General features: G+C 66.8%; 19 protein-coding genes. 3 read left to right on the forward strand and 16 right to left on the reverse strand.

The window, feature by feature from the left end:
* Positions 1-167: 167 nt before the first annotated feature.
* From CEK29_RS23860 to CEK29_RS09855, 7 genes are all read right to left on the reverse strand, one after another.
* Positions 168-545, reverse strand: a complete 378-nt coding sequence (locus tag CEK29_RS23860; RefSeq protein WP_176456871.1) for a hypothetical protein — start codon at positions 543-545, stop codon at positions 168-170.
* Between the two features lie 203 nt (positions 546-748).
* Positions 749-1000: a GlsB/YeaQ/YmgE family stress response membrane protein gene (locus CEK29_RS09830; RefSeq protein ID WP_094799393.1), complete on the reverse strand. Its 252-nt coding sequence runs from the start codon at positions 998-1000 to the stop codon at positions 749-751.
* 113 nt (positions 1001-1113) lie between these two features.
* On the reverse strand, positions 1114-1671 hold the full coding sequence (locus CEK29_RS09835) for an SCO family protein (protein ID WP_094799493.1): 558 nt from the start codon (positions 1669-1671) through the stop codon (positions 1114-1116).
* A gap of 234 nt (positions 1672-1905) precedes the next feature.
* Positions 1906-3975 (reverse strand): M3 family metallopeptidase, encoded by a 2070-nt coding sequence (locus tag CEK29_RS09840; RefSeq protein ID WP_094857966.1) that lies wholly within the window; start codon positions 3973-3975, stop codon positions 1906-1908.
* A 162-nt stretch (positions 3976-4137) separates the two neighbouring features.
* Positions 4138-5010, reverse strand: coding sequence for a bifunctional methylenetetrahydrofolate dehydrogenase/methenyltetrahydrofolate cyclohydrolase FolD (folD, locus tag CEK29_RS09845; RefSeq protein WP_094857967.1), 873 nt, complete (start codon positions 5008-5010; stop codon positions 4138-4140).
* Between the two features lie 43 nt (positions 5011-5053).
* On the reverse strand, positions 5054-5680 hold the full coding sequence (locus CEK29_RS09850; protein WP_094799396.1) for a response regulator transcription factor: 627 nt from the start codon (positions 5678-5680) through the stop codon (positions 5054-5056).
* Positions 5677-7431, reverse strand: a complete 1755-nt coding sequence (locus CEK29_RS09855) for a PAS domain-containing sensor histidine kinase (RefSeq protein ID WP_094799397.1) — start codon at positions 7429-7431, stop codon at positions 5677-5679. Before CEK29_RS09855 ends, CEK29_RS09850 begins: the two co-directional genes overlap by 4 nt.
* A 572-nt stretch (positions 7432-8003) precedes the next feature.
* Between CEK29_RS09855 and aceE the strand changes: the two genes are divergently transcribed.
* Genes aceE through lpdA form a run of 3 tightly spaced genes read left to right on the forward strand, consistent with a single transcriptional unit; the run spans position 8004 to position 14207 of the window.
* Positions 8004-10712, forward strand: coding sequence for a pyruvate dehydrogenase (acetyl-transferring), homodimeric type (aceE, locus tag CEK29_RS09860; RefSeq protein ID WP_094799398.1), 2709 nt, complete (start codon positions 8004-8006; stop codon positions 10710-10712).
* Positions 10713-10724: 12 nt separating this feature from the next.
* Complete coding sequence (gene aceF / locus CEK29_RS09865; RefSeq protein ID WP_094799399.1) at positions 10725-12392, forward strand: dihydrolipoyllysine-residue acetyltransferase; 1668 nt, start codon at positions 10725-10727, stop codon at positions 12390-12392.
* 15 nt (positions 12393-12407) lie between these two features.
* Positions 12408-14207: a dihydrolipoyl dehydrogenase gene (gene lpdA / locus CEK29_RS09870; protein WP_094857968.1), complete on the forward strand. Its 1800-nt coding sequence runs from the start codon at positions 12408-12410 to the stop codon at positions 14205-14207.
* A 103-nt stretch (positions 14208-14310) separates the two neighbouring features.
* On the opposite strand, the gene CEK29_RS09875 is transcribed toward lpdA, so the two are convergent.
* The 9 genes from CEK29_RS09875 to CEK29_RS09915 all read right to left on the reverse strand — a co-directional run bounded on the left by CEK29_RS09875 (position 14311) and on the right by CEK29_RS09915 (position 23810).
* Positions 14311-14505: a putative motility protein gene (locus CEK29_RS09875; protein ID WP_094857969.1), complete on the reverse strand. Its 195-nt coding sequence runs from the start codon at positions 14503-14505 to the stop codon at positions 14311-14313.
* Between the two features lie 84 nt (positions 14506-14589).
* A complete protein-coding gene (locus CEK29_RS09880; protein WP_094799402.1) occupies positions 14590-15090 on the reverse strand; it encodes an acyltransferase in 501 nt (166 codons plus the stop codon).
* Between the two features lie 16 nt (positions 15091-15106).
* The gene (locus CEK29_RS09885; protein WP_094799403.1) at positions 15107-15862 is read right to left on the reverse strand and encodes a cephalosporin hydroxylase family protein; all 756 of its coding nucleotides are present in this window, start codon (positions 15860-15862) and stop codon (positions 15107-15109) included.
* Positions 15863-16684 (reverse strand): NAD-dependent epimerase/dehydratase family protein, encoded by an 822-nt coding sequence (locus CEK29_RS09890; protein WP_255176114.1) that lies wholly within the window; start codon positions 16682-16684, stop codon positions 15863-15865.
* Positions 16685-16695: 11 nt separating this feature from the next.
* Positions 16696-17928: a class I SAM-dependent methyltransferase gene (locus CEK29_RS09895; RefSeq protein ID WP_094857971.1), complete on the reverse strand. Its 1233-nt coding sequence runs from the start codon at positions 17926-17928 to the stop codon at positions 16696-16698.
* Complete coding sequence (rfbC, locus tag CEK29_RS09900; RefSeq protein WP_094857972.1) at positions 17925-18482, reverse strand: dTDP-4-dehydrorhamnose 3,5-epimerase; 558 nt, start codon at positions 18480-18482, stop codon at positions 17925-17927. The genes CEK29_RS09895 and rfbC overlap by 4 nt, the downstream gene beginning before the upstream one ends.
* A complete protein-coding gene (gene rfbG, locus CEK29_RS09905; RefSeq protein WP_094857973.1) occupies positions 18479-19537 on the reverse strand; it encodes a CDP-glucose 4,6-dehydratase in 1059 nt (352 codons plus the stop codon). Before rfbG ends, rfbC begins: the two co-directional genes overlap by 4 nt.
* Complete coding sequence (rfbF, locus tag CEK29_RS09910) at positions 19537-20307, reverse strand: glucose-1-phosphate cytidylyltransferase (RefSeq protein ID WP_094799408.1); 771 nt, start codon at positions 20305-20307, stop codon at positions 19537-19539. Before rfbF ends, rfbG begins: the two co-directional genes overlap by 1 nt.
* Positions 20304-23810 (reverse strand): O-linked N-acetylglucosamine transferase family protein, encoded by a 3507-nt coding sequence (locus tag CEK29_RS09915; RefSeq protein ID WP_176456872.1) that lies wholly within the window; start codon positions 23808-23810, stop codon positions 20304-20306. The genes rfbF and CEK29_RS09915 overlap by 4 nt, the downstream gene beginning before the upstream one ends.
* Positions 23811-23815: the final 5 nt, after the last annotated feature.

A 23815-nucleotide genomic window follows, 5' to 3' on the forward strand; every position in this document is an offset into this window, starting at 1 on the left:
TCCAGTTCCGCCAGTCGTCGTGGGCGGATCCCGCAGACGCGAGGGTCGCAGGGCCGCGATCGCGGTTGCGTGATTCCTCGCGCACGAACAAAGGGGCGTGTTCCGCGATGGAACACGCCCCTCGTCCGACCCGGCCCCGAGGAGCGCGGCCGGATCAGCCGAACCTATTACTTGCCGCCGGTGTTCGGGTAGTTCGTGCCCGGCGAGTTCGGGTTGACGTCACGCGGTGCGCTGGAATTGGGCGCGGGGATGGTCTTGCCGTCCATGCCCTTCTTGCCGTCCATGCCCTTGTTGTGGTCCATGCGCTTGTCCTTGTCGGTCGACATCGTGCCGCTGTGCGAGGGCGTGGTCGTCGTCTTGGACGGTTCGCCCGGGGCGGGAGCCTGCTGGCCGGCCGGCAGCGGACGGTTCGGCTGTGCCGCGGTCGAATCGTTCGGCGTCTTGGACGGGCTGGCCGGGGTGGCGCTTTGCGCCATGGCGGCGCCGGTGAAGGCGAAGCCCGCGAGGGCGGCGATGGCCAGTTTGCGATTGAGGTTCAGATGCATGGCGTATCTCCTATGGGGGGGTGCGTGCGGATGCCGCATGCCTTCATCCGCAAGCGCTGTTCCTGCGCTTTGCAGGGCTCCCGCCGGATGGGCATCGCTTGGTCGCCCCTCAACCCTGCGTGCCCCGATTCGGGCGATTCCCGCAGCCCAATGCAAAAGCCCCGCGGAACACCGCGGGGCTCTCGTGCCGAAGCGTGGCGGGGTCAGGCGCGCTTGCGCGTGACGAGCCCCACGACGAACAGCACGATGATGGCGCCCACGACCGAGGCGATCCAGCCCGCCGGCTCGCCGGACTGATACCAGCCGAGCGACTGACCGAGGAAACCGGCGACCACCGCACCGACGATCCCGAGGATCGTGGTCATGATGATGCCCATGCTCTGGTCTCCCGGCATGATGGCGCGGGCGATCAAGCCCACGATGAACCCGACGATGATCATGATGATGATGCTCATGCGACCTCCTGGTGCGGTGGGGAAGGGGTGAGCTCATGATACTCAGCCCCTTGTTGCGGCAGTTGTAACAACTGGTGCGCTCCCTCCGCACGTAGCGTGCCCGCGACAGCGGCTCAACCGGTCTGCGCGAGCAATTGCCGCAAATCTTTGACCATCGCCGCCACGGTGTCCGTGTCGGAGGCGAGCAGCCGTGCCCGGCCGCGGTTGTCGAAGATATATACGCCGCGGCTGTGCGTGACGTCGTAGGTGTCGGCGTCGTCGCCGGGCTTGGGCTTTTCGATCTGATAGGCGACGCGATAGCGCCGCGCCAGATCGGCCACCTGCCGTTCATTGCCCGTCAGGCCCAGCGTGTTGGGATTGAAGGCGTTGACATAGGCCTGCAGGATTTCGGGCGTGTCGCGATGGGGATCGACGCTGACGAACACGATGCGCACATCGCGTGCGGCGTCGCCGAGTTCGCCCAGCACCGCCGTGAGCTGCGCCATCGTGGTGGGACAGACGTCGGGGCAGCTCGCATAGCCGAAGAACAGCAGCACGGTCTTGCCGGCGAGCGCGTCGGCCGTCACCGTCTGGCCATTGGCCGCCTGCAAGGAAAACTTGAGATCGGGCAGGTGGCCGCGCACGTTGTAGAGCGACCAGTCCGCCGAGCGTTCGCTGCACCCGGCCAGCATCCCGGCGGCGGCGAGCGCGGCGGCGCCGAGCAACACGCGCCGGCGTGCGGGAGAGAAAGAAGACGGACGGACCAGCGGAACAGGCACGAAGGACATGAAATCGGCTCGACGGTGCGCAACGCGGTGAAGGGGACGGGCTGTCTCGATTCTAGCAACCCCGTCCGCCTTGCGCGGCCGTCGGCCTGGCGGGCGCTTGCGCTGGAGCAAGCCCGCCCGATCCCGGCGGGCGTCGCGTCAGGCCGGCTGGGCGTCGCTCATGCCGCTGTGACGCAGCAGGGCGTCCATGCGGGGCGCGCGGCCGCGGAAGGCCGCGAACGAGTCGGCCGCGGGGCGGGCGCCACCCACCGCCAGCACTTCCTTGCGAAAGCGCAGACCGGTGGCGGTGTCGAGCGTGTCGGCCTGTTCGCCGGCCGCCCTGGCCGCTTCTTCGAAGGCCTCGTAGGCATCGGCCGACAGCACTTCGGCCCACTTGTAGCTGTAGTAGCCCGCGCCATAGCCGCCGGCGAACAGGTGCGAGAACGCATGCGGCAGGCGATGCCAGGCCGGCGGGAACAGCACGGCGACTTCCTTGCGCACGTCCTGCAGCAGCGCGAGCACGTCGGCGATCGGCATGCCTTCGGCGCGGTCGTGCATCAACATGTCGAAGAGCGCGAACTCGATCTGGCGCACGGCCTGCATGCCGCTTTGATAGTTGCGCGCGGCGACGAGGCGGTCGTAGAGCGCGCGCGGCAGCGGCGATCCGCTGTCGACATGGGCCGAGAGCTTCTGCACCACGGCCCACTCCCAGCAGAAGTTCTCCATGAATTGCGAAGGCAGTTCGATGGCGTCCCACTCGACGCTCGAGAACGCGGCCACGCCGGGCTCGTCGACTTCGGAGAGCAGCGCGTGCAGCGCATGGCCCGCCTCGTGGAACAGCGTGATGACGTCGTCGTGCGTGAGCAGGGCGGCCTTGCCACCGGCCGGGCGCGAGAAGTTGCAGGTGAGGTAGACCACCGGCGTCTGCAGGCCCTTGGCGGTGCGGCGGCGGCTGCGTTCGCTGTCGACCCAGGCGCCGCTCTGCTTGCCGGCGCGCGCATACAGATCGAGATAGAGATGGCCGATCAGGCGGCCATCGGGCGCCTGCACCTGCACGCCGCGCACGTCGGCGTGCCAGGACGACACCGGCATCTCGCGCAGGCGCACGTCGAACAGCGACTCGACCACCTCGAACAGGCCGGAGAGCACGCGCGGCTCGGTGAAGTACTGTTTGATCTCGTCTTCGGAATACGCATAGCGCGATTCGCGCAGGCGCTCGGAGGCGAAGCCCACGTCCCAGGGTTCGAGGGTGTCGAGGCCGAGCTCGCGCGCGGCGAACTCGCGCAGCTCGTTCAGGTCGCGCTGCGCATAGGGCTTGGCGCGCGCCGCGAGGTTGCGCAGGAAGTCCGTGACCTCGCCGGCGTTGCTCGCCATGCGCGTCTGCAGGCGCAGCTCGGCGAAGTTGGCGTACGACAGCAGCCGGGCCTCTTCGGCGCGCAGCCCCAGCAGCTCTTCGATGAGCGGCGAGTTGTCGAACTGACTGGCGCCTTGCTCGGACGCCACGGTGCCGTACGCGCGGTACAGCGTTTCGCGCAGGCCGCGATCGCGGGCGTACTGCATCACCGGCAGATAGCTCGGCATCTTGAGCGTGAACTTGTAGCCCGGCTTGCCGTCTTCGGCGGCGGCCTGGCGGGCGGTTTCGATGACGTCGCCCGGAATGCCGTCGAGCCGCTTTTCGTCTTCGATCACGATCGACCACGCATCGATCGAATCGAGCACGTTTTCGGAGAACTTCTGCGAGACCTGGGCCTCGCGATCGGAGATCTCGGCGTAGCGTTCGCGCGCGGGGCCCACGAGCTCCACGCCGCTCAGGCGGAAGTCGCGCAGCGCCAGCTCGATCACGCGGCGGCGCACCGGATCCCAGCTGGCGAAGTCGGGCGCGGCGGCGAGGCGTTGATACTGGCGGTACAGCCCTTCGTGCAGGCCCACCCAGGTCGAGAACTCGGTGACCAGCGGCAGCGCGGCGTTATAGGCCTCGCGCAACTCGGGCGTGTTGACCACCGCATTCAGATGGCCGGCCACCGACCAGGCGCGCCACAGGCGCTCGGAGGCGCTGTCGAGCGGCTCGACGACGGCTTCCCAGCTGGCCTCGAGCGACGGATCGGCGGCGTGTTCGACGGCCTTGCGCGCCGACGCGAGCAGGTCTTCGATCGCCGGCACGATGTGCGCGGGTTTGACGGCGGCATAGTCGACCAGGTCGGCCACGGGTGCGAGCAGGGGATTGGTCATCGCGCGATTCCAGAAAACAATAAACGACCCGCAAGCGGGCAGGCTTGCAGATCAGATGAGGGCGGGAAGGGAGAAAACAAGGCGCGCGGCCCCTGGGGCGGGGTGCGGCCGGCCGAATCGCCGCGGCCCGGGGCGCCGCTTGCGGCGGCGCCCCGTGGGCGATCAGGCAGCCGAGCCGGCAACGGCATCCGCCGCGCGTTCGGCGGCCTCGACCGTATTCACCAACAGCATGGCGATGGTCATGGGGCCCACGCCACCCGGCACGGGCGAGATCGCGCCGGCCACTTCCCTGGCGCTGGCGAAGTCGACGTCGCCGCAGAGCTTGCCGTCGGCGCCGCGATTGATGCCCACGTCGATCACGACGGCGCCAGGCTTGATCATGTCGCCGGTTACCATGCCGGCACGGCCGGTGGCCACCACGAGCACGTCGGCGCGGCGCGTCTGCGCGCCGAGATCACGCGTCTTGGAGTTGCACAGCGTGACCGTGGCGCCCGCGGCCAGCAGCAGCATGGCCATCGGCTTGCCGACGATGTTGCTCGCGCCCACCACCACTGCCTCGGCGCCGCGCAGCACGGTGCCTTCGGACTCGAGCATCTTCATGACGCCGTACGGCGTGCACGGACGGAACAGCGGCTGGCCGGTCATGAGCAGGCCGGCGTTGCTGATGTGGAAACCGTCGACGTCCTTCTCGGCGGCGATGGCCTCGATCACCTTGTGGGCGTCGATGTGCTTGGGCAGCGGCAGCTGCACCAGAATGCCGTGGATGGACGGATCGCGGTTCAGCGTATCGATGCGGGCGAGCAGCTCGGCCTCGCTCATGTCGGCCGGGTACTGCTCCTTGACCGAGTGCAGGCCGGCCTTTTCGCAGGCGGCGACCTTGTTGCGCACATAGACCTGCGAGGCGGGATCTTCGCCCACCAGCACCACGGCCAGGCCGGGACGATGGCCGCGCTCGGCCAGGGCGGCGACGCGTTCGGCGACTTCGGTGCGGATGCGCTGCGACAGGGCGGCGCCGTCGATGATGCTTGCGGTCATTGTTGCGAGGCCTCCGGGGCGGCCGCGAAATTCACTGCCTGGGTCATGCCTGGGTCTCCGGCTTGGCCAGAGCAACCTTCATCAGATCTGCTACGGTGGTCACTTCAAGTTTTTCCATGATGTTGGCGCGGTGCGCCTCGACGGTCTTGATGCTGATGCCCAGGTCGTCGGCGATCTGCTTGTTCAAGCGGCCGGCGACGATGCGCTCCAGCACCTGCTGCTCGCGCGCGGTCAGGCGCGCCAGCATGGCTTCGTGGTCTTTCTGGGCCTGGTGCTTGCTCACGCGCTGCACCGCCTGCTCGAGCATGCGCGCCACGATCTCGCGCAGATCGGACTCGTTGAACGGCTTCTCGAGGAAGTCGATCGCACCCTTCTTCATGGTGGACACCGCCATGGGCACGTCGCCGTGGCCGGTGATGAACACGATGGGCAACGGCGCGTTGCGCGCGATCAGCTGTTCCTGCAGTTCGAGGCCGCTCATGCCGGGCATGCGCACGTCGGCGATCAGCACGCCGACCTGCGAGGCATCGTATTCGTCGAGGAAGGATTCGCCACTCGAGAACGCCCGCACGCGATAGCCATTGGCCTCGAGCAACCAGCGCAACGAATCACGCACGGCTTCGTCGTCGTCGACAATGAATACCGTGCTCGACAGGTGGGGGGTGTTCATGCGTGCAACTCCTCGGACTGATCATTCTGCGCGTTGGCCTGGGGCGCGGCGCAGGGCAGGGTAAAGCGGAAGATAGTACCGCCGGCGGGATTCGGGTCGGCCCACAGGCGCCCGTGGTGAGACTCAATAATGGTACGGCAAATATTCAGCCCCATGCCCAGGCCCTGAGACTTGGTGCTGAAGAACGGTTCGAACAGTCGCTCGGGTTCGGCGAGACCGTGGCCGCGGTCGACCACGGCGACCTCGATCTGCTGCTCGTGCGGGATCACCGCCACCTTGAGCTCGTCGGACTCGCTCTTTTCCATGGCCTCGAGGCCGTTCTTGAGCAGATTGAGCAGCACCTGTTCGATCAGGATCGGATCGGCCAGCACATCGGGCGCATTGGACGGCACGAAGCTGTCGATGCGGATGCGGCGCTTGCGTGCGTCGATCTCGGCGAAGCCGATCGCGTTTTCGACGATGCGGCCGATGGCCACGCGCTGACGGCGCGGCTCGCTGCGCTTCACGAATTCGCGGATGCGGCTGATGATCTTGCCGGCGCGCTCGGCCTGTGACGCGGCCTTCTCGAGCGCGGGCAGTAGCATGTTGGGGCTGGTGTGGCCGGCCTTGACCAGCGCCACCGCGCCCATGCTGTAGTTGGCGATGGCCGTTAGCGGCTGGTTGAGCTCGTGCGCCAGCGACGAGGCCATCTCGCCCATCGTGGTGAGACGGCTGGTGAGCTGGATCTTTTCCTGCTGTACGCGCGAGGCCTCTTCGTGGCTGCGGCGCTCGGTGATGTCGCGCGCCACCTGCATCCGCACCCGGCGGCCGTCGGTCCAGGCCAGCATGCGGTGATGCACTTCGAACCAGCGCTGCACCGAGGGGGCGAACACTTCGACGGATTCGTCGGTGAAGCGGCCGCGGCGTCCGGCCAGGAGCTCGTCGTGGCCGCCGGTCTGCGCGCCGAACACGCGGCGGTAGGTGCGGTTGGCGAACAGCAGCTCGAGGCCATCGTGGGTGTCGGCGGTGACCGAGATCGCGTCGTCCAGGCCTTCGAGCACCGTCATGAAGCGCTCATGGGCGGCGGTGAGCGCCTCGCGGATGCGCTTGGGCTCGGTGATGTCGGTCATGGAGGTCATCCAGCCGATCTGGTTGCCGTTAGGGTCGAGCAGCGGCGACACATACATGCGCGCCGTGAAGCGCGAGCCGTCGCGGCGCTGCGCCTCGACCTCCAGGCCGCTGGAGGGCGTCTTGCCGGACATCAGCACATCGAGCGTGTGCTGATGCTGCTCGTGGCGGCCGGGCACCCAATACGGGAACGGCGGGCTGCGGCCGATCAGATCGGCTTCGTTCCAGCCGATCATGCGACAGAAGGCGGGATTGACGTAGGCGATGCGGCCTTCCATGTCGAGCACGCGCATGCCGGTGGACATGGAGTTTTCCATGGCGCGGCGAAAACCGGTCTCGGCGATCAGCGCGGCCTCGGCCTCGGACCGGAAGCGGGTGTAGCGCCACAGCATCAGCAGGCTGATGATGATCACGCACGAGAGCGCGAGCACGACCCAGATCAGGCGTTGCTGGCGCAGCTCCTGATCGATCGTGACGAACATCACGCTGTCATCGTGGATGCGCTGCAGCCAGAAGAACATGCCCATCACACATATATAGAGGATGAGCACGAGCGCCGGGGTCACCCAGTACAGCCCACGCCGGCGCAGGCGGGCGTGGTCGTGAAACGAGTTCGGAATGTTGGACTTGTGCGGGCTGGACATGGACTTCGGGCCGTTAGACCGCCTATTTTACGGGCAAAGCCGGGTGCACGACGCCGGAATTGCGGCGGCGCGGGGCAGGGCGGCCGCCACGGTGCGTGGCGCGGGCGGCGCCTCAGTCGGCGGCGCCCCTCCCAACTATCGATGCTGCGCTGCAGTATAGAAGGATGGCTGCTCGCATTCTTTCGGGGAACTGCCCGGAAACCCGCGCCACGCCTGGAGCCGGGGCCGGTTGTCACCTTGCCGCGCTTGGCAGGGAGGGGCCGGTTGTGGCACGGTTGAGGCTGCCTGTGCCTGCCTGGCCGTGCACGATAGCGGCCGTTTCCCGGGCAATACGCAGCATTCTCGCGGGCAGATCGCTTCTGATGCGGCTATTTTCATATTATGAAATGCCGTATCGCAACATGAAATATCGCTTGCGGCGGGCGATTCTTGTTTCTTAGAATGCGGGCTTCAGCAGTCCGTCAGAGCCGCCACCGCGTGGGAGCAGGCATCGACGGACCGCGTCCGCATATCAAACCCCGCTACCTCACAAGCCGGGGTGTGGTACCGAAAACCCCATCAGGAGACACACGATGTCCTCTATCGACCAGGCCGGCGGCCTTCTGGCTGCCAACGACGAAGACTCCCAAGAGACTCAGGAGTGGCTGGAAGCCTTGGCGGCAGTCCTCGATCGCGAGGGCCCGCAACGCGCTCACTACCTGCTCGAGCGCCTGATCGACGAGGCTCGCCGCTCCGGTGCGCACATCCCGTATTCGGCCAACACCGCCTACGTCAACACGATCCCCGCCGGCCTCGAGCCCGCCCATCCCGGCAACCTCGAGCTCGAGACGCGCATCCGTTCGTACGTGCGCTGGAACGCCATGGCCATGGTGGTCAAGGCCAACAAGCACAATCCGCCCGATGGCGGCGACCTCGGCGGTCACATCGCCTCGTTCGCTTCGCTGGCCACCATGATCGGCTGCGGCCAGAACCACTTCTGGCACGCCGAGACCGAAGACCACGGCGGCGATCTGGTCTACTTCCAGGGCCACACCTCGCCCGGCATGTACGGCCGCGCCTACCTCGAAGGCCGCCTGACCGAAGAGCAGCTGAATCACTTCCGCCAGGAAGTCGATGGCAAGGGTCTGTCGTCGTACCCGCACCCGAAGCTGATGCCGGATTTCTGGCAGTTCCCGACGGTGTCGATGGGCCTCGGCCCGCTGATGGCCATCTATCAGGCCCGCTTCCTGAAGTACCTGCACGCCCGCGGCATCGCCGACACCAGCAAGCGCAAGGTCTGGGTGTTCTGCGGCGACGGCGAAATGGACGAGCCCGAATCGCTGGGCGCCATCGCGCTGGCGGCTCGCGAGAAGCTCGACAACCTGATCTTCGTCATCAACTGCAATCTGCAGCGTCTGGACGGCCCGGTGCGCGGCAACGGCAAGATCATCCAGGAACTCGAAGGCGACTTCCGCGGTTCGGGCTGGAACGTCATCAAGCTGATCTGGGGCGGTTACTGGGATCCCCTCCTTGCGCACGACAAGGAAGGCATCCTGCGCAAGATCATGGAAGAGACCGTCGACGGCGAGTACCAGGCGTACAAGGCCAATGACGGCAAGTTCGTGCGCGAACACTTCTTCGGCAAGCACCCCAAGCTGCTCGAGGCCGTCTCGCGCATGAGCGACGAAGACATCTGGCGCCTGAACCGTGGCGGTCACGATCCCCACAAGGTGTACGCGGCGTTCGACGCGGCCGCCAACACCACGGGTCAGCCGACCGTGATCCTGGCCAAGACCATCAAGGGTTACGGCATGGGCCACGTGGGCCAGGCCAAGAACCCGACCCACCAGCAAAAGAAGCTGGAGCTCGAGTCGATCCGCGAATTCCGCGATCGCTTCGGCATCCCGATCCCCGACGACCAGCTCGAAAAGCTGCCGTACTTCAAGCCGGCCGAAGATTCCGCCGAAATGAAGTACCTGCACGAGCGCCGCAAGGCCCTGGGCGGTTACCTGCCCAAGCGCCGCGCCAAGGCCGACGAGAAGCTCAAGGTGCCCGCGCTCGAGGCCTTCAAGGCCACGCTGGAACCCACCTCCGAAGGCCGTGAAATCTCGACCACGCAAGCCTTCGTGCGCGTGCTGAACCAGATCCTGCGCGACAAGGACCTCGGTCCGCGCGTGGTGCCGATCCTGGCCGACGAATCGCGTACGTTCGGCATGGAAGGTCTGTTCCGCCAGATCGGTATCTATGCGCCGGAAGGCCAGAAGTACACGCCGGTCGACAAGGATCAGGTCATGTATTACAAGGAGTCGGCCGACGGTCAGCTCCTGCAGGAAGGCATCAACGAAGCGGGCGCCATGAGCTCGTGGATCGCCGCGGCCACGTCGTACTCGACGAACAACCGCATCATGGTCCCGTTCTACATCTACTACTCGATGTTCGGCTTCCAGCGCATCGGCGATCTGGCCTGGGCGGCCGGCGACATGCAGGCGCGCGGCTTCCTGCTGGGTGGCACCGCCGGGCGCACCACGCTCAACGGCGAAGGCCTGCAGCACGAAGACGGTCACAGCCACATCCTGGCCTCGACCATCCCGAACTGCGTGTCGTACGATCCGACCTTCGCGCACGAGCTGGCCGTCATCATCCAGCACGGCATGAAGCGCATGGTCGAAGACCAGGAGAACGTGTATTACTACCTGACCCTGATGAATGAAAACTACGCTCAGCCGGGTCTGAATACCGGCGACGAAGAAGGCATCATCAAGGGTATGTACAAGCTGAAGTCGGCCGGCAAGGGCAAGCAGCGCGTGCAACTGATGGGCTCGGGCACGATCCTGCGCGAAGTCATGGCCGCGCAGGACATGCTCGACGCCGACTGGGGTGTCGCTTCCGACGTCTGGAGCGTGACCAGCTTCACCGAGCTGCGCCGCAACGGTCTGGACGCCGAGCGTCACAATCTGCTCAATCCCGAAGCCAAGAAGCCGCAGGTGGCCTACGTGACCGAGCAGCTCGCCAAGAGCGAAGGCCCGATCATCGCGTCGACCGACTACATGAAGCTGTTCGCCGACCAGATCCGTCCGTTCGTGCCGAAGGGCCGCGAATACCGCGTGCTGGGCACCGATGGCTTCGGCCGCTCGGATTTCCGCTCGAAGCTGCGCGAGCACTTCGAAGTGGATCGCCGCTTCGTCGTCGTGGCCGCGCTCAAGGCGCTGGCCGACGAAGGCAAGGTGCCGGCCGCCAAGGTCGCCGAAGCCATCAAGAAGTACGGCATCGATCCGAACAAAGCCAACCCGCAATACGCCTGAGGGTAGACAGACATGAGCAACATCGTGGAAATCAAGGTCCCCGACATTGGCGACTTCAAGGAAGTCGAAGTCATCGAGGTGCTGGTTGCCGAGGGCGACACCATCCAGGCCGAACAGAGCCTGATCACCGTCGAGTCCGATAAGGCCTCGATGGAGATCCCGGCCTCGGCCGGTGGCGTGGTGAAGTCGGTCAAGGTCAAGGTCGGCGACAAGGTCGCCGAGAACACCGTCATCCTCGAGATCGAGGCCGGCGAGGCCAAGGCCGAGGCGCCCAAGGAAGCGCCGAAGCAGGAAGCCGCCAAGGAAGCGCCCAAGGAAGAAGCCAAGGCCGCGCCCAAGCAGGAAGCGGCCGAGTCGGCCGCGCCGGCTTCGTCGGGCCCGTCCGAAATCACCGTGCCCGATATCGGCGACTTCAAGGAAGTTGAGGTCATCGAGGTCATGGTGGCCGTCGGCGACACCATCAAGGCGGAACAAAGCCTGATCACCGTCGAGTCCGACAAGGCCTCGATGGAGATCCCGGCCTCGGCCGGTGGTGTGGTCAAGGACATCAAGGTCAAGGTGGGCGACAAGGTCGCCAAGGGCAGCGTGATCGTCGTGGTCGAGGGCGGTGCCGCCCCGGCCAAGCAGGACGCGCCCAAGGCCGAAGCCAAGGCCGAAGCGCCCAAGCAGGCCGCGGCCGAAGCGCCCCGCGCGGAGGCCAAGAGCGAAGCCCGTCCTTCGCCCACCGCCGCGCTCGAAGACGCCAACCTGAAGCCGGGCCAGCTGCCGCACGCGTCGCCCTCGGTGCGCAAGTTCGCCCGCGAACTCGGCGTGAACCTGAGCAAGGTGACCGGCTCCGGTCAGAAGGGCCGCATCACGGCCGACGACGTGCGCGGCTTCGTGAAGCAGGCGCTCGCCGGGGGTGCCGGTGCCGCCGCGCCGGCGTCCGGTTCGGCCGATGGCGCCGCGCTGGGTCTGCTGCCGTGGCCGAAGATCGACTTCACCAAGTTCGGTCCGATCGAAGCCAAGCCGCTGTCGCGCATCAAGAAGATCTCCGGCGCGAACCTGCACCGCAACTGGGTCATGATCCCGCACGTCACCAACAACGACGTGGCCGACATCACCGATCTCGAAGCGTTGCGCGTGCAACTGAACAAGGAAAACGAAAAGGCCGGCATCAAGGTCACGATGCTCGCCTTCGTGATCAAGGCCGTCGTGGCCGCCTTGAAGAAGTTCCCCGAGTTCAACGCCTCGCTCGATGGCGACACGCTGGTGCTCAAGCAGTACTACCACATCGGCTTCGCGGCCGACACGCCCAACGGGCTGGTGGTGCCGGTGGTGCGCGATGCCGACAAGAAGGGCATCGTGGAGCTGGCGAAGGAAACCGCCGAACTCGCCAAGAAGGCGCGTGACGGCAAGATTTCGCCCGCCGACATGCAGGGTGGCTGCTTCTCGATCTCGTCGCTGGGCGGCATCGGTGGCACCCACTTCACGCCCATCATCAACGCGCCCGAAGTCGCGATTCTCGGTCTGTCGCGCTCGTCGCACCAGCCGGTCTGGGACGGCAAGCAGTTCCAGCCGCGCCTGACCCTGCCGCTGTCGCTGTCGTACGATCACCGCGTGATCGACGGCGCATCGGCCGCGCGCTTCAACGCGTACCTCGGTCAGCTGTTGGCCGACTTCCGCCGCATCGCGCTGTAAGCACCGGGAGACACGATGAGCAATATCACTGAAATCAAGGTTCCCGACATCGGTGACTTCAAGGAAGTCGAAGTCATCGAAGTGCTGGTTGCCGAGGGCGACACCGTCAAGGCCGAACAAAGCCTGATCACCGTCGAGTCCGACAAGGCCTCGATGGAGATCCCGGCCTCGGCCGGCGGCGTGGTGAAGTCGGTCAAGGTCAAGGTCGGCGACAAGGTCGCCGAGGGCAGCGTGATCCTCGAGGTCGAAGCCGCCGAGGGCGGTGCCGACGCCAAGCCCGCCGCCAAGGAAGCGCCGAAGGAAGCCCCCAAGGAAGCCCCCAAGAAGGACGCCGGCGGCGCTGAAGCGCCCAAGGCGGCGAAGGCCGACGCCCCGCAGGCGGCGTCGTACAGCGGTTCGGCCGACGGCGAATACGACGTGCTGGTGCTGGGCGCCGGCCCCGGCGGCTACTCGGCCGCCTTCCGGGCCGCCGATCTGGGCCTGAAGACCGTCCTGGTCGAGCGCTACGCCACCCTGGGTGGTGTGTGCCTGAACGTGGGCTGCATCCCGTCCAAGGCGCTGCTGCACAACGCCGCCATCATCGACGAGGCGCGCGCGCTGGCTGCCCACGGCATCAGCTTCGGCGAGCCCAAGATCGATCTGGACAAGCTGCGCGGCTACAAGGACAGCGTGGTGGCCAAGCTCACCGGCGGTCTGGCCGGCATGGCCAAGGCCCGCAAGGTCACGGTCGTGACGGGCGTGGGCGAGTTCGCCGACCCGCATCACCTCACGGTGAAGGGCGCCGACGGCAAGACCCAGACGCTCAAGTTCAAGAACGCCATCATCGCCGCCGGCAGCCAGTCGGTGAAGCTGCCGTTCCTGCCCGACGACGAACGCATCGTCGACTCGACCGGCGCGCTGCTGCTGCGCGAGATTCCCAAGAAGATGCTCATCATCGGCGGCGGGATCATCGGTCTGGAAATGGGCACGGTGTATTCCACGCTGGGCGCACGCCTGGACGTCGTGGAGATGCTCGACGGCCTGATGCAGGGCGCGGATCGCGACCTGGTCAAGGTGTGGCAGAAGATGAATGCGCCGCGCTTCGACAACATCATGCTCAAGACCAAGACCGTGGGCGCCGAGGCGCGCAAGGATGGCATCTATGTGAGCTTCGAGGGCGAGGGTGCGCCCAAAGAGCCGCAGCGCTACGACCTGGTGCTCCAGGCCGTGGGCCGCAGCCCCAATGGCAAGAAGATCGGCGCCGACAAGGCGGGTATCGCCGTGACCAACCGCGGATTCATCGAGGTCGATCGCCAGATGCGCACCAACGTGCCGCACATCTTCGCGATCGGCGACATCGTGGGCCAGCCCATGCTGGCGCACAAGGCCGTGCACGAAGGCCACGTGGCCGCCGAAGCGGCCGCCGGCGAGAAGGCCTTCTTCGATGCCCGCGTGATTCCGTCGGTGGCCTACACCGATCCGGAAGTGGCGTGGGTCGGCCTGACCGAAGACGAAGCCAAGAAGCAGGGCATCAAGGTCGAGAAGGGCGTGTTCCCGTGGGCCGCCTCGGGCCGCGCCATCGCCAACGGCCGCGACGAAGGCTTCACCAAGCTGCTGTTCGACGGCGAAACGCACCGCATCCTGGGTGGCGGCATCGTCGGCACGCACGCGGGCGATCTGATCAGCGAGGTCGCGCTGGCGATCGAAATGGGCGCCGACGTGGTGGATATCGCCAAGACCATCCACCCGCACCCGACCCTGGGCGAATCCGTCGGCATGGCCGCCGAAGTCGCCGAAGGCGTGTGCACGGACCTGCCGCCGATGCGCAAGAAGTAAGACGCGCCACGACGGGCGTCACGCAAAAACAAGGCCGCCCTCGGGCGGCCTTGTTTTTGCTGAGAGCCGCCCGAAGGCGGCCTCTTCGCAGGCGCAGCTGCGCTTATGCGTGGGTATTGATGCGCGAGCCCAGATTGGCGTCGACGGCGGTCGGCAGCGACTGCATCAGGGTGGCCATGGTATCGGCCTGCGAGGCAAGCACCTTCTTGAGCAGGGCGACCTGGACTTCCTGGACGGTGTTCACGTCGCGCATGGCGAGGGCGGCATTGACGGCGTTGCTGACGGACATGTCATCCATGGCGGTTCCTTTTAAGGCTGCGCGCGAGACGCGGCATCTGACGATTCGGAAAAAATATAGTCGGGCGTGATGACGTCGGCATGACTATACGCCGTTTTCGCCGCGCCAGCCCAGCAAAACGAGCGGGTTGCCGCCCTGGATCGAGTAGGCCGGCACCTCGCCGCGCACGATCGAGCCCGCGCCGATCACGCAGCCCTGGCGCAGGATCGCGCCGTCGAGCAGCACGCAGTTGGCGCCGATCCAGACGTCGTCCTCGATGATGATCCCGCCCTTGCTCGGGCGAAAGCCCTGTTCGCGGATCGGGACGTCGCGGCGCTTGAACTCGTGATTGGTCGGTGCGAACGTGCAGTTGGCGGCCACGGCGACGCCGCGGCCGATCGTGATGCCGTTGCCGGTGTAGAGCACGCAGCCCGAGTTGATCACGCTGTCGCGGCCGATGATCACATCACCGCTGCCGCCCGCGGGCTTGATCTTGACGAAGGCGTCGATGACGACGCCCGACTCGATCACGATGCGGGTTCCGCGGCGGGAATCCTCGAGATCGGCCAGTCCGGACACACGGGCAGCAGGGTGAAGTTCGATCATGGCGGGGTCCGGGCGATCAGGCCTTGCGGCGCAGGAAGCCGTCGGGCGCCGAGGTCACGAGCAGGCGGTCTTCGACGGAACGGTCGATTTCGAACTCGGGATGCGACTTGAGGTATTCCCACACGGCGGTCTTCGGGTTGTTGCCCTTGCCCCAGCCGCGATCCTGCCAGACGTAGTCGGCCGGCATGTCTTCCACGAAGGTGTCGAACACGACGCAGTAGCTGCCCGGGCTCACCAGCGGCGCGTAGGCCTCGAGCTCGGCCAGCACGTGTTCGTGCGTGTGGTTCGAATCCAGGCACACCAGGATCTTCTTCTTGCCTTCGGCATGCGCACGCACCTGATCGATGACCTTGGCGTCGATGCTGGAGCCCTCGATCAGCGAGATGCGCTTGGCGAGCGGGTGGCTTTCGATGGCGTCGCGGTTGTGCTGACGGATCTCGATGTCCACGCCCACGACCTCGCCGTGGCCCACCAGTTCGAGCATGGAGGCCGACAGGATCAGCGAGCCGCCGTGCGCGATGCCGGTCTCGATCACCAGATCGGGCTTGACCGCCCAGATCAGCTCCTGCATCGCCATGGCGTCCTGCGGCAGCTGGATCAGCGGGCGGCCGAGCCACGAGAAGTTGTTCATGTACTTGCGCTCGAGCGCCATCGTGCGCCAGGCGTTGGAGAGCGCGCGGAATTCGTCGTCGGAAGCGTAGCCTTCGATGCGGGCCTGCTTCTCGTTGCGGTAGTCGGGGTGCCCGTCGGGCGTCGTTTCGAGGTAGGACATCTAGGATCCCCTGTGCTGTCGATACTGATTGAGAAAGGTCGGAAAGTACTCGGCGAATGGCCGGGCCGTCAGGCCCGTCAGCGCCGCCGTATTGCGGGTGTCGATATCGGGAAAGCGCCAGGACGGCGCCTGGTCGCGCACCGTGACGGACCAACCGAGTTGCCGCGTGAGCAGCTCGGCGATGTCGCGGTTCTCGATGCCGGCACCGCCCGCCACGTTGTAGATGCCGGTGGCGGGCGATTGGGCGATTGCCGTGATCTGTGCCACGGCGTCATCGATATGAATGTAGTCCTTGCGCGAATCGAGCGCGGTCTGCAGTTCGAGCCGGCCCTGCGGCCAGCCCTCTTCGAGCAGCTGGTCGATGAAGCTGTCGGGCGTATCGCGCAGCCCCACGACATTGGACAGACGCACGACCTTGGCCCGTCCCGCGCCGGCGTGCAGGCACAGCGCTTCGCCGGTGAGCTTCGAGAGGTTGTACAGGTCGCTCGGATCGTTGGGGTTCACGCCAAGGCGCGTGTCTTCGCTGGTGGCGCTGGCGCCGGCGTACACACGCGTGCTCGACAGATAGGTGAGGCTGTCGAAGCCGCCTTCGGCCAGCAGCTCGCGCAGCACGCAGACGTGCGCCTCCACCGTCTCGAGCGGGCGTTGCCGGAAGTCCGAGGTCAGGCCGATGGCATAGATCACGTGACCCAGGGGCCGGACATACTGCGAACGCGGCTCGCGCCCGTAGGCGCGGCAGTCGTGGCCCTGGCCGCGCAGATGCGCGACCAGATGCCGGCCGACGAAGCCGGTTGCGCCCAGAACGGTGAAAGTCAGGCTCATTGCGGCGGGCGTCAGGCCGGGACGATCGCCAGATGCGGCACGGCCGTCACCAGGCGTGCGCCCCATTCGCGCGCGTAGGCCAGCTGGGCCGAGACCTCGGTCTTCAGGTTCCAGGGCAGGATCACGATGTAGTCGGGCTTGTCGCGTTGCAGCGTGGCCTCGTCCACCACCGGGATGTGGCTGCCCGGTAGGTATTGATTCTGCTTGGCGGGGTTGCGATCGACCACGTAAGGCAGCAGGTCGGGGCGGACGCCGGCGAAGTTCATCAGCGTATTGCCCTTGGCGGCTGCGCCATAGGCGCCCACCCGCTTGCCTTCGGCGTGGGCCTGCAGCAGGAAGGCCAGCAGGCCGTTCTTGACCGCCTCGGCCTGCTTCTGGAAGCCGGCGTAGAACGCGGCCGTACGCAGCCCGCTTTCGTCTTCCTGGCTCAGCAGACGCTGCACCGAGGGCGCGACCGGATGCGTGCCCGTGTCGGTGCGCTGGGCATAGACGCGCAGGCTGCCGCCGTGGGTCGGGATCTGTTCGACGTCGAACACCGTCAGGCCATTGGCGGCGAAGATATGGCGCACGGCCGTGAGCGACAGATAGGAGTAGTGCTCGTGGTAGGCCGTGTCGAACTGGCTCTCGGCGACCATGCGCAGCAGGTGCGGAAACTCGAACGTGGCCACGCCGTTGGGCTTGAGCAGCTGGCGGAAGCCGATCACGAAATCGTTGATGTCCGGCACGTGCGCGAGCACGTTGTTGGCGGCGATCAGGTCGGCGGCGCGGCCCCGGGCGGAAAGCTCGTTGCCCAGCGTTTCGCCGAAGAAGCGTTCGACGATCTCCAGACCGAGCTTGCGCGCGGCCGCCGCCGTGCTGGCGGTGGGCTCGATGCCATAGCAGGGCACGCCCGCGGCCTGCACGTATTGCAGCAGATAGCCGTCATTGGCCGCGATCTCGACCACCATGCTGCCTTCGCCCAGGCCGAAGCGGTCGGTCATCTTCTCGACGTAGTTGCGCGAGTGATCCAGCCACGACTGCGAATACGAGCTGAAGTAGGCGTACTCCTCGGTGAAGAGTGCCTCGCGGCCCGCGTAGTCTTCCGTCTGCACCAGCCAGCATTGCTCGCAGACCAGCAGGCGCAGCGGGAACGTCGTCTCGGGGCGGTTCAGGTCCTCGGGCTTGAGGTAGGCATTGGAAGGCGGAGCGTGGCCCAGGTCGAGAAAGGGCAGGCGCAGCTCGGCGCTGCAATGGCGGCACTTCATGGATCCAATCCTTGGAAACCGGGGTCGAGGAAAGCGTGGCCCTGGTCCCGCGCGGAGACTTCCGTGACGGGCAGGGGCCAGGCGATGGCCAGACGGGGGTCGAGGTGATGCAGCGCGCCTTCGCATGCGGGGGCATACGGGGCGGCGTGGCAATACACCAGTTCGACGTCGTCGGTGAGTGTCTGAAATCCGTGCGCGAAGCCCGCCGGAATGAGCAGGCCGCGGCGATTGTCGGCCGACAGGCGCTGCGCGTGCCACCGCAGAAAGGTGGGGGAGCCGCGGCGCAGGTCGACGGCCACGTCCCACACCTCGCCGCGCACGCACTGCACCAGCTTGGTGTCGGCCTGGGGCTGGTGCTGGTAATGCATGCCGCGCACCGATCCGCGCTGCGCGGTATAGCTGTGATTGACCTGCGCGATCGGGCCGGGCCAGCCGGCCTCCTGCAATTCGGCGGCGTTGAACAGACGCGCGAAGAACCCGCGCGAATCGCCGGCGCGCGGACGCTCCAGCGTGCGCAGGCCCGCGAGCGGGGTGTCGCCGAACATCAGCTTCATGGCCGGGCCTCGAAGGCAGCCAGGTCGGCTTCGCACAGATCGCGGGCGCGGGTGCCGGCGGTCTGTCCGCGGTACCAGCCCATGGTGCGACCCACCGCGTCCGCCAGGGTCCAGCGCGGCGCGCAGCCGAGCGCGGCACGGGTGGCCGAGGTGTCCAGCATGAGCAGCCCCGCCTCGTGCGGACCGGTGATCTCGGTGCCGTAGCGCACCTCGCCGCGGCCATAGGCGGCGCGGGCGATCTCGATCACATCTCGCACCGGCACGGCGCCGGCGGCATCGGGACCGAAGTTGTATGCGCCGGCCAGCGCCGGGGTATCCCAGAGCGCGTGCGCCAGGCGCAGGTAGCCCGCGAGCGGTTCCAGCACGTGCTGCCAGGGGCGCACCGCATCGGGCCGGCGGATCTCCAGCGTGGCGCCGCGCTCCCAGGCGCGCACCGCATCGGGAATGAGCCGGTCTTCCGACCAGTCGCCGCCACCGATCACGTTGCCGGCCCGCGCGCTTGCCAGGGCCACGCCCTGGCTGGCCAGAAAGGCGTCGCGGTAGCAGGCGATCGCGATCTCGCAGGCCGCCTTGCTGGCGCTGTAGGGATCGTGGCCGCCGAGCGCGTCGGTCTCGCGGTAGGGGTAGTGCCACTCCTGGTTGCGATAGACCTTGTCCGTCGTGATCGAGACCACGGAGCGCACGCTGTCCAAGCCGCGTATCGCGTCGAGCAGATGCACCGTGCCCATCACGTTGGCGGCGAAGGTCTCGACCGGCTCGCGATAGCTCGCGCGCACCAGCGGCTGGGCCGCCAGGTGCAGCACGATCTCGGGGCGGACGGCGCGCACCAGGCGGGTGAACGCCTCGCGATCGCGGATGTCGCACAGATGGGCGTCGATCTCGCCCTCGAGCGCCAGCGCCTCGTACAGCGACGGGCGGGTATTGGGCGCGAGCGCGATGCCGCTGACCCGCGCGCCCAGGCGCGCCAGCCAGAAGGCGAGCCAGGCGCCCTTGAAACCGGTATGCCCGGTGACAAGGACGCGCTTGCCGCGCCAGAAGCCGGGAACAGGCAGCATCACCAGACTTTCCAGGGGGCGGTGTCGCTGCTCCACAGGGATTCGAGCAGGTTTTTCTCGCGCAGCGTGTCCATGGGCTGCCAGAAGCCCAGGTGTTCGAAGGCCTGCAGCTCGCCATCGCGGCTCAGGCGCTCGAGCGGCGCCGATTCCCAGGCGGTGCTGTCATCGTCGATGAGCGGCAGCACGCTGGGCGACAGCACGAAGAAGCCGCCATTGATCAGGCCGCCGTCGCCGCGCGGCTTTTCGGTGAAGCCCGCGACGCGCGAGCCTTCCATGCGCAGCGCGCCGTAACGGCCCGGGGGCTGCACGGCCGTGACGGTGGCCGACTTGCCGTGGTCGCGGTGAAACGCGATCAGCTTGCCGATGTCCACGTCGGCCACGCCGTCGCCGTAGGTGAAGCAGAACGCCTCTTCGTCCTTCAGGTAGGGCGCCACGCGCTTGAGACGACCGCCGGTCATGGTGTTTTCGCCGGTGTCCACCAGCGTGACGCGCCACGGTTCGGCCTTCTGCTGATGCACTTCCATCTGGTTGCGCGCCATGTCGAACGTGACGTCGGACATGTGCAGGAAGTAGTTCGCGAAGTACTCCTTGATCATGTAGCCCTTGTAGCCGCAGCAGATGATGAAGTCATTCACGCCGTAGTGCGAATAGATCTTCATGATGTGCCACAGGATGGGCCGCCCGCCGATCTCGATCATCGGCTTGGGACGCATGTGGGTTTCTTCGGAGATGCGGGTGCCGAGGCCGCCCGCCAGAATGACTGCCTTCATTGGGATGACTCGCACCAGGTCTTGAACATGTCTTGGAAGGCCGCCTCGACGCGGCGGGTGAAGCCCTTGCCGTCCATCAAGGGGCTGGCCTCGAGTTCGCCGCGCAGCTTGCCGCGGATCTCGGCCAGGGCCGGAAGATCGCTGGCCAGGGCCACGACCTTCTCGATGTATTCGTCTTCGGTATTGGCGACCCATTCCGGGTGGCCGGCGCTGTGCAGCAGCGAGCTGCCGATGCGGCCCACGCTCGGGCGGTCGGCCAGCGTGACGTAGGGCACGCCCATGTACAGCGTCTCGACCAGCGTGACGCCCGAGTTGTGCGGGAAGCAGTCCAGACCGATGTCCATCTTGCGCAGCACGTTCCAGGGCGGGCTGTTCTTGCCGATCAGCAGGCGGTCGCCGGCGATGCCTTGCGCCATGAAGCGCGCCGCCATTTCCTGCTGCAGCTGCGGTTCGCCGAAGCTGCCGCTGTCGAGCACCAGCTGAGCGTTCGGAATGCGGCGCATGATCTCCGACCACACGCGCACGGTGCGCGCGTTGATCCGGATCGATCGGCTGAGCGAGCCCAGCGTGATGCGCTCGTTGTTCAGCGCGGGCAGCTCGCTGACATGGCCCATGCCGGGCTTGGCCTGGTAGACCAGGCTGCCGTGCTCCAGGCGCCAGGGACGCTCGGCGAACAGGTGCTCGCTGCCGGCCGGTGCCATCACGCCATCGGTGAGGATGTAGTCGATGGCCTTGATACCCGTGGTGTAGCCGAAGCCCAGCCAGGTGATCGAGACCGGCGCCGGCTTGCGCGCGAACACGCTCAGGCGGTTGTGACCGGTGTGGCCGGCGAGGTCGATCAGGATGTCGATGCCGTCCTTGCGGATCTGCTCGGTCAGGGCATCGGCGCCGACGCCGCGGATGCCGACCCAGTGATCGAAATAGCCTTTGAAGCGGCGCGTGACCACGTCTTCGGTCTTGACCTCGGCATAGGCGTAGAGCTCGAACTGCGAGCGATCATGGTTCGACAGCAGCGGCTCGATGAACTCATTGCCCGAGTGCAGGCGGAAGTCGGGCGAGACATAGCCCACCTTCAGCTTGCGGCCGGGGGTGCGCGTGTTGCGGAACGGGCGCCACAGCGTATAGAGCGGCTCGCACAGGGCCTTCTCGAACTCGCGATAAGCCTCGAAGATCTCTTCGGCCGACTTCTCGGGCGCGTAATTGGCGGCGAACAGGCGATTGTTGTGCAGCGTGGCCAGCTTCGGGAACACCTCGAGGCCGTCCTTCGCGGCCTGCTCGGCGGCGACCGCGTCGCCACGCTGGGCAAGGATGTTGACCAGGTTGGTGCGGGCGGCCTGCAGCGTCGGCTTGATCTCGAGCGCGCGCCGGCAGGCGTGCTCGGCTTCGGAGTAGCGGCCGGCGGCGGCCAGCGCGTCGCCCAGCGTCAGGTGGCTGACGGCGTTGGTCGGATCGAGCTCGAGACAGCGCCGGCCGGCGGCCAGCGCTTCGATCACGCGGCCTGCCGTGGTCAGGCACTCGCCCAGGCGGGCATAGGAGAGCTGGCGCATCGGCGCCAGATCCAGCAATCGCAGCGCGGCCTTCAGCGCCTCTTCGATATAGCCCGAGCGGCACAGGCTGTAGACCAGGATTTCCCAACCCTGATAGTGATTCGGATGCTTGGCGAGTAGCTTGCGGGTGTCGGCAATGGCGCTGGCATAGCCTTCGCTGTTGGCCTGATCCGCCAGCTTGCGGGTGGCGGCGGCCAGCGCGGGAGAGGTCGTGCCGGTCGTGGCGGGCTCGGTCACGAACGCGTAGCCGTGATTGAGCGCCTGGCGCGTCAGCGCATCGATGTAGTGGTGCCAGAACGGGCCGGCGTGATCGGCTTCCGACAGGCCGTTGCGCAGCAGCGCGAGCCACGTGCCATTGCCCGAGCGCAGGCCGCCGTAGCGTTTCAGGCTGGCCAGGGCGGTCGCGGCGGCGCCGGCGAATGTCACGCCCTGGGTCTTGTCGGTCTTGCCGTTCAGTTCCCACAGTTCGTCGGAGATCGTGCCGAGCGGGGTGCCGGTGGCGATCTGCTTGATGATCTTCTTCTCGACGTTGGGCGGGTTCCACGCCAGCGTTTCGTGCCACAGGTTGAACTGCGTGATGACGTTGTGGGTCAGCGCCGAGAAGTTGTGGCAGATGCCCGTCACCAGCTCGAGCGGGGCGTCGTCGGGCTGGTCGTAAGGACCGGCCTCGAGCGCGTAATAGAGCAGATTCTGGAACAGCAGGGTCTGCAGCGCCTTGTCGAGCGCGTCCTGGCTGTAGGTGCCGGGACGATCGGTCATGCCGTGTTCCAGCGCGCGCGCCAGCGCCTCGTACGCCAGGCTGGCGGGCCAGGCGTGCGCAAGGGTGTCCACCAACGCGATCGTCAGGGGATCGCTCGTGTTGAGCACCTGGCCGGCGTTGCCGAGATACATCACGCCCTTGACGGCGTAATTCACGCTGGCGCGCATCAGGCCGGTGGCCCAGCGCAGCTCGCGCAGGCGTTCGACGTCGGGCTTGCTTTGAATGTCGGCCGTGCGGTCTTCGTGCACGAGCAGGCTGCGGCGGCTGGCGCGGCCGATCGCGAAGTCCAGGTACTGCTGGCGCATCACCTTGGGCCGTCCCAGCGCCATCAGGCTCTGCGACAGGGCCACGTTCTGGCCGTAATGCTGCGGCAGCTCGGTGAGCGGCAGCCCGTCGCCCACGTAGGCGAGGCCCGCCTGTTGTGCGCGGTCGGTGAATTCGACGAGATAGCAGGCGTTGCTGCCCAGCAGGTAGGGCGACGGCGCGCCTGCGTCGTCGGCCAGTTCGCTGGCGAATGCCTTGGAGCTCTGATCGAGCGCGGGGCCGAGCGGATTGGTGCCGGAGATGCCGCTCTGGAACAGCGTGAGGGCGGCGCGCGCGCTCGCCTTGACCTCGTCTTCGGTCGTGGCGTCGTGCGCGTGCAGCATGATCGCGTCGCGCACGATCTCGGCCGCCTTCGCGCCGGGATTGGTGGCGTAGTCGACGAACACCACGCCCGCCGGAGCCAGCACGCTGCGGCACCACATCAGCAGGGCCGTCTGGGCGTCGTTGCCCAGCGCGCTAAACAAACCTCGCACCAGGATGTAGTCGAACGGGCCCACCCCGGTCTGCCAGTCGAGCAGCTCCTCGAACTGCAGGGCCTGCAGCGAGAGGTTGTCTAGGCCCAGCAGCTCGGCGTGGCGGCGGCCGCGTTCGATGGCTTCCGGATTGGTGTCCACGCCCTGCACGGTGGCCCGCGGGTACGCCTGCGCGAGCGGCAGCAGGTTCTCGGCGGCGGCGCAGCCGATCTCCAGCACGCGCGCCGTGTCGAGCGGCGTGGTGGCGATGCCGTAGAGATGGGCGCTGGCGCGCAGATGGCCAGGCGAGAGCGTGTAGTCGAGCCGTTTGGCGCTTGCGATGGCGTTCGGACTCTGGGGGGCCGTGTTGAGCATGGTGATGAGGGTCGCGAAAGCGGCTCCATTAGTGATGGAGGGCATTCTAC

This window comes from Bordetella genomosp. 5, assembly GCF_002261475.1.
In the GTDB taxonomy this organism is placed as follows: domain Bacteria; phylum Pseudomonadota; class Gammaproteobacteria; order Burkholderiales; family Burkholderiaceae_B; genus Bordetella.

Coding starts and splice junctions, on each gene's coding strand:
- CEK29_RS09880 (WP_094799402.1), bottom strand. CDS start 15,090: ATGATCGAACTTCACCCTGCTGCCCGTGTGTCCGGACTGGCCGATCTC.
- rfbG (WP_094857973.1), bottom strand. CDS start 19,537: ATGCTGCCTGTTCCCGGCTTCTGGCGCGGCAAGCGCGTCCTTGTCACC.
- lpdA (WP_094857968.1), top strand. CDS start 12,408: ATGAGCAATATCACTGAAATCAAGGTTCCCGACATCGGTGACTTCAAG.
- CEK29_RS09840 (WP_094857966.1), bottom strand. CDS start 3,975: ATGACCAATCCCCTGCTCGCACCCGTGGCCGACCTGGTCGACTATGCC.
- aceF (WP_094799399.1), top strand. CDS start 10,725: ATGAGCAACATCGTGGAAATCAAGGTCCCCGACATTGGCGACTTCAAG.
- CEK29_RS09875 (WP_094857969.1), bottom strand. CDS start 14,505: ATGGATGACATGTCCGTCAGCAACGCCGTCAATGCCGCCCTCGCCATG.
- rfbC (WP_094857972.1), bottom strand. CDS start 18,482: ATGAAGCTGATGTTCGGCGACACCCCGCTCGCGGGCCTGCGCACGCTG.
- CEK29_RS09835 (WP_094799493.1), bottom strand. CDS start 1,671: ATGCTGGCCGGGTGCAGCGAACGCTCGGCGGACTGGTCGCTCTACAAC.
- CEK29_RS09850 (WP_094799396.1), bottom strand. CDS start 5,680: ATGAACACCCCCCACCTGTCGAGCACGGTATTCATTGTCGACGACGAC.
- CEK29_RS09830 (WP_094799393.1), bottom strand. CDS start 1,000: ATGAGCATCATCATCATGATCATCGTCGGGTTCATCGTGGGCTTGATC.
- CEK29_RS09885 (WP_094799403.1), bottom strand. CDS start 15,862: ATGTCCTACCTCGAAACGACGCCCGACGGGCACCCCGACTACCGCAAC.
- CEK29_RS09890 (WP_255176114.1), bottom strand. CDS start 16,684: ATGAGCCTGACTTTCACCGTTCTGGGCGCAACCGGCTTCGTCGGCCGG.
- CEK29_RS09915 (WP_176456872.1), bottom strand. CDS start 23,810: ATGCCCTCCATCACTAATGGAGCCGCTTTCGCGACCCTCATCACCATG.
- CEK29_RS09895 (WP_094857971.1), bottom strand. CDS start 17,928: ATGAAGTGCCGCCATTGCAGCGCCGAGCTGCGCCTGCCCTTTCTCGAC.
- aceE (WP_094799398.1), top strand. CDS start 8,004: ATGTCCTCTATCGACCAGGCCGGCGGCCTTCTGGCTGCCAACGACGAA.
- CEK29_RS09855 (WP_094799397.1), bottom strand. CDS start 7,431: ATGTCCAGCCCGCACAAGTCCAACATTCCGAACTCGTTTCACGACCAC.
- CEK29_RS23860 (WP_176456871.1), bottom strand. CDS start 545: ATGCATCTGAACCTCAATCGCAAACTGGCCATCGCCGCCCTCGCGGGC.
- rfbF (WP_094799408.1), bottom strand. CDS start 20,307: ATGAAGGCAGTCATTCTGGCGGGCGGCCTCGGCACCCGCATCTCCGAA.
- folD (WP_094857967.1), bottom strand. CDS start 5,010: ATGACCGCAAGCATCATCGACGGCGCCGCCCTGTCGCAGCGCATCCGC.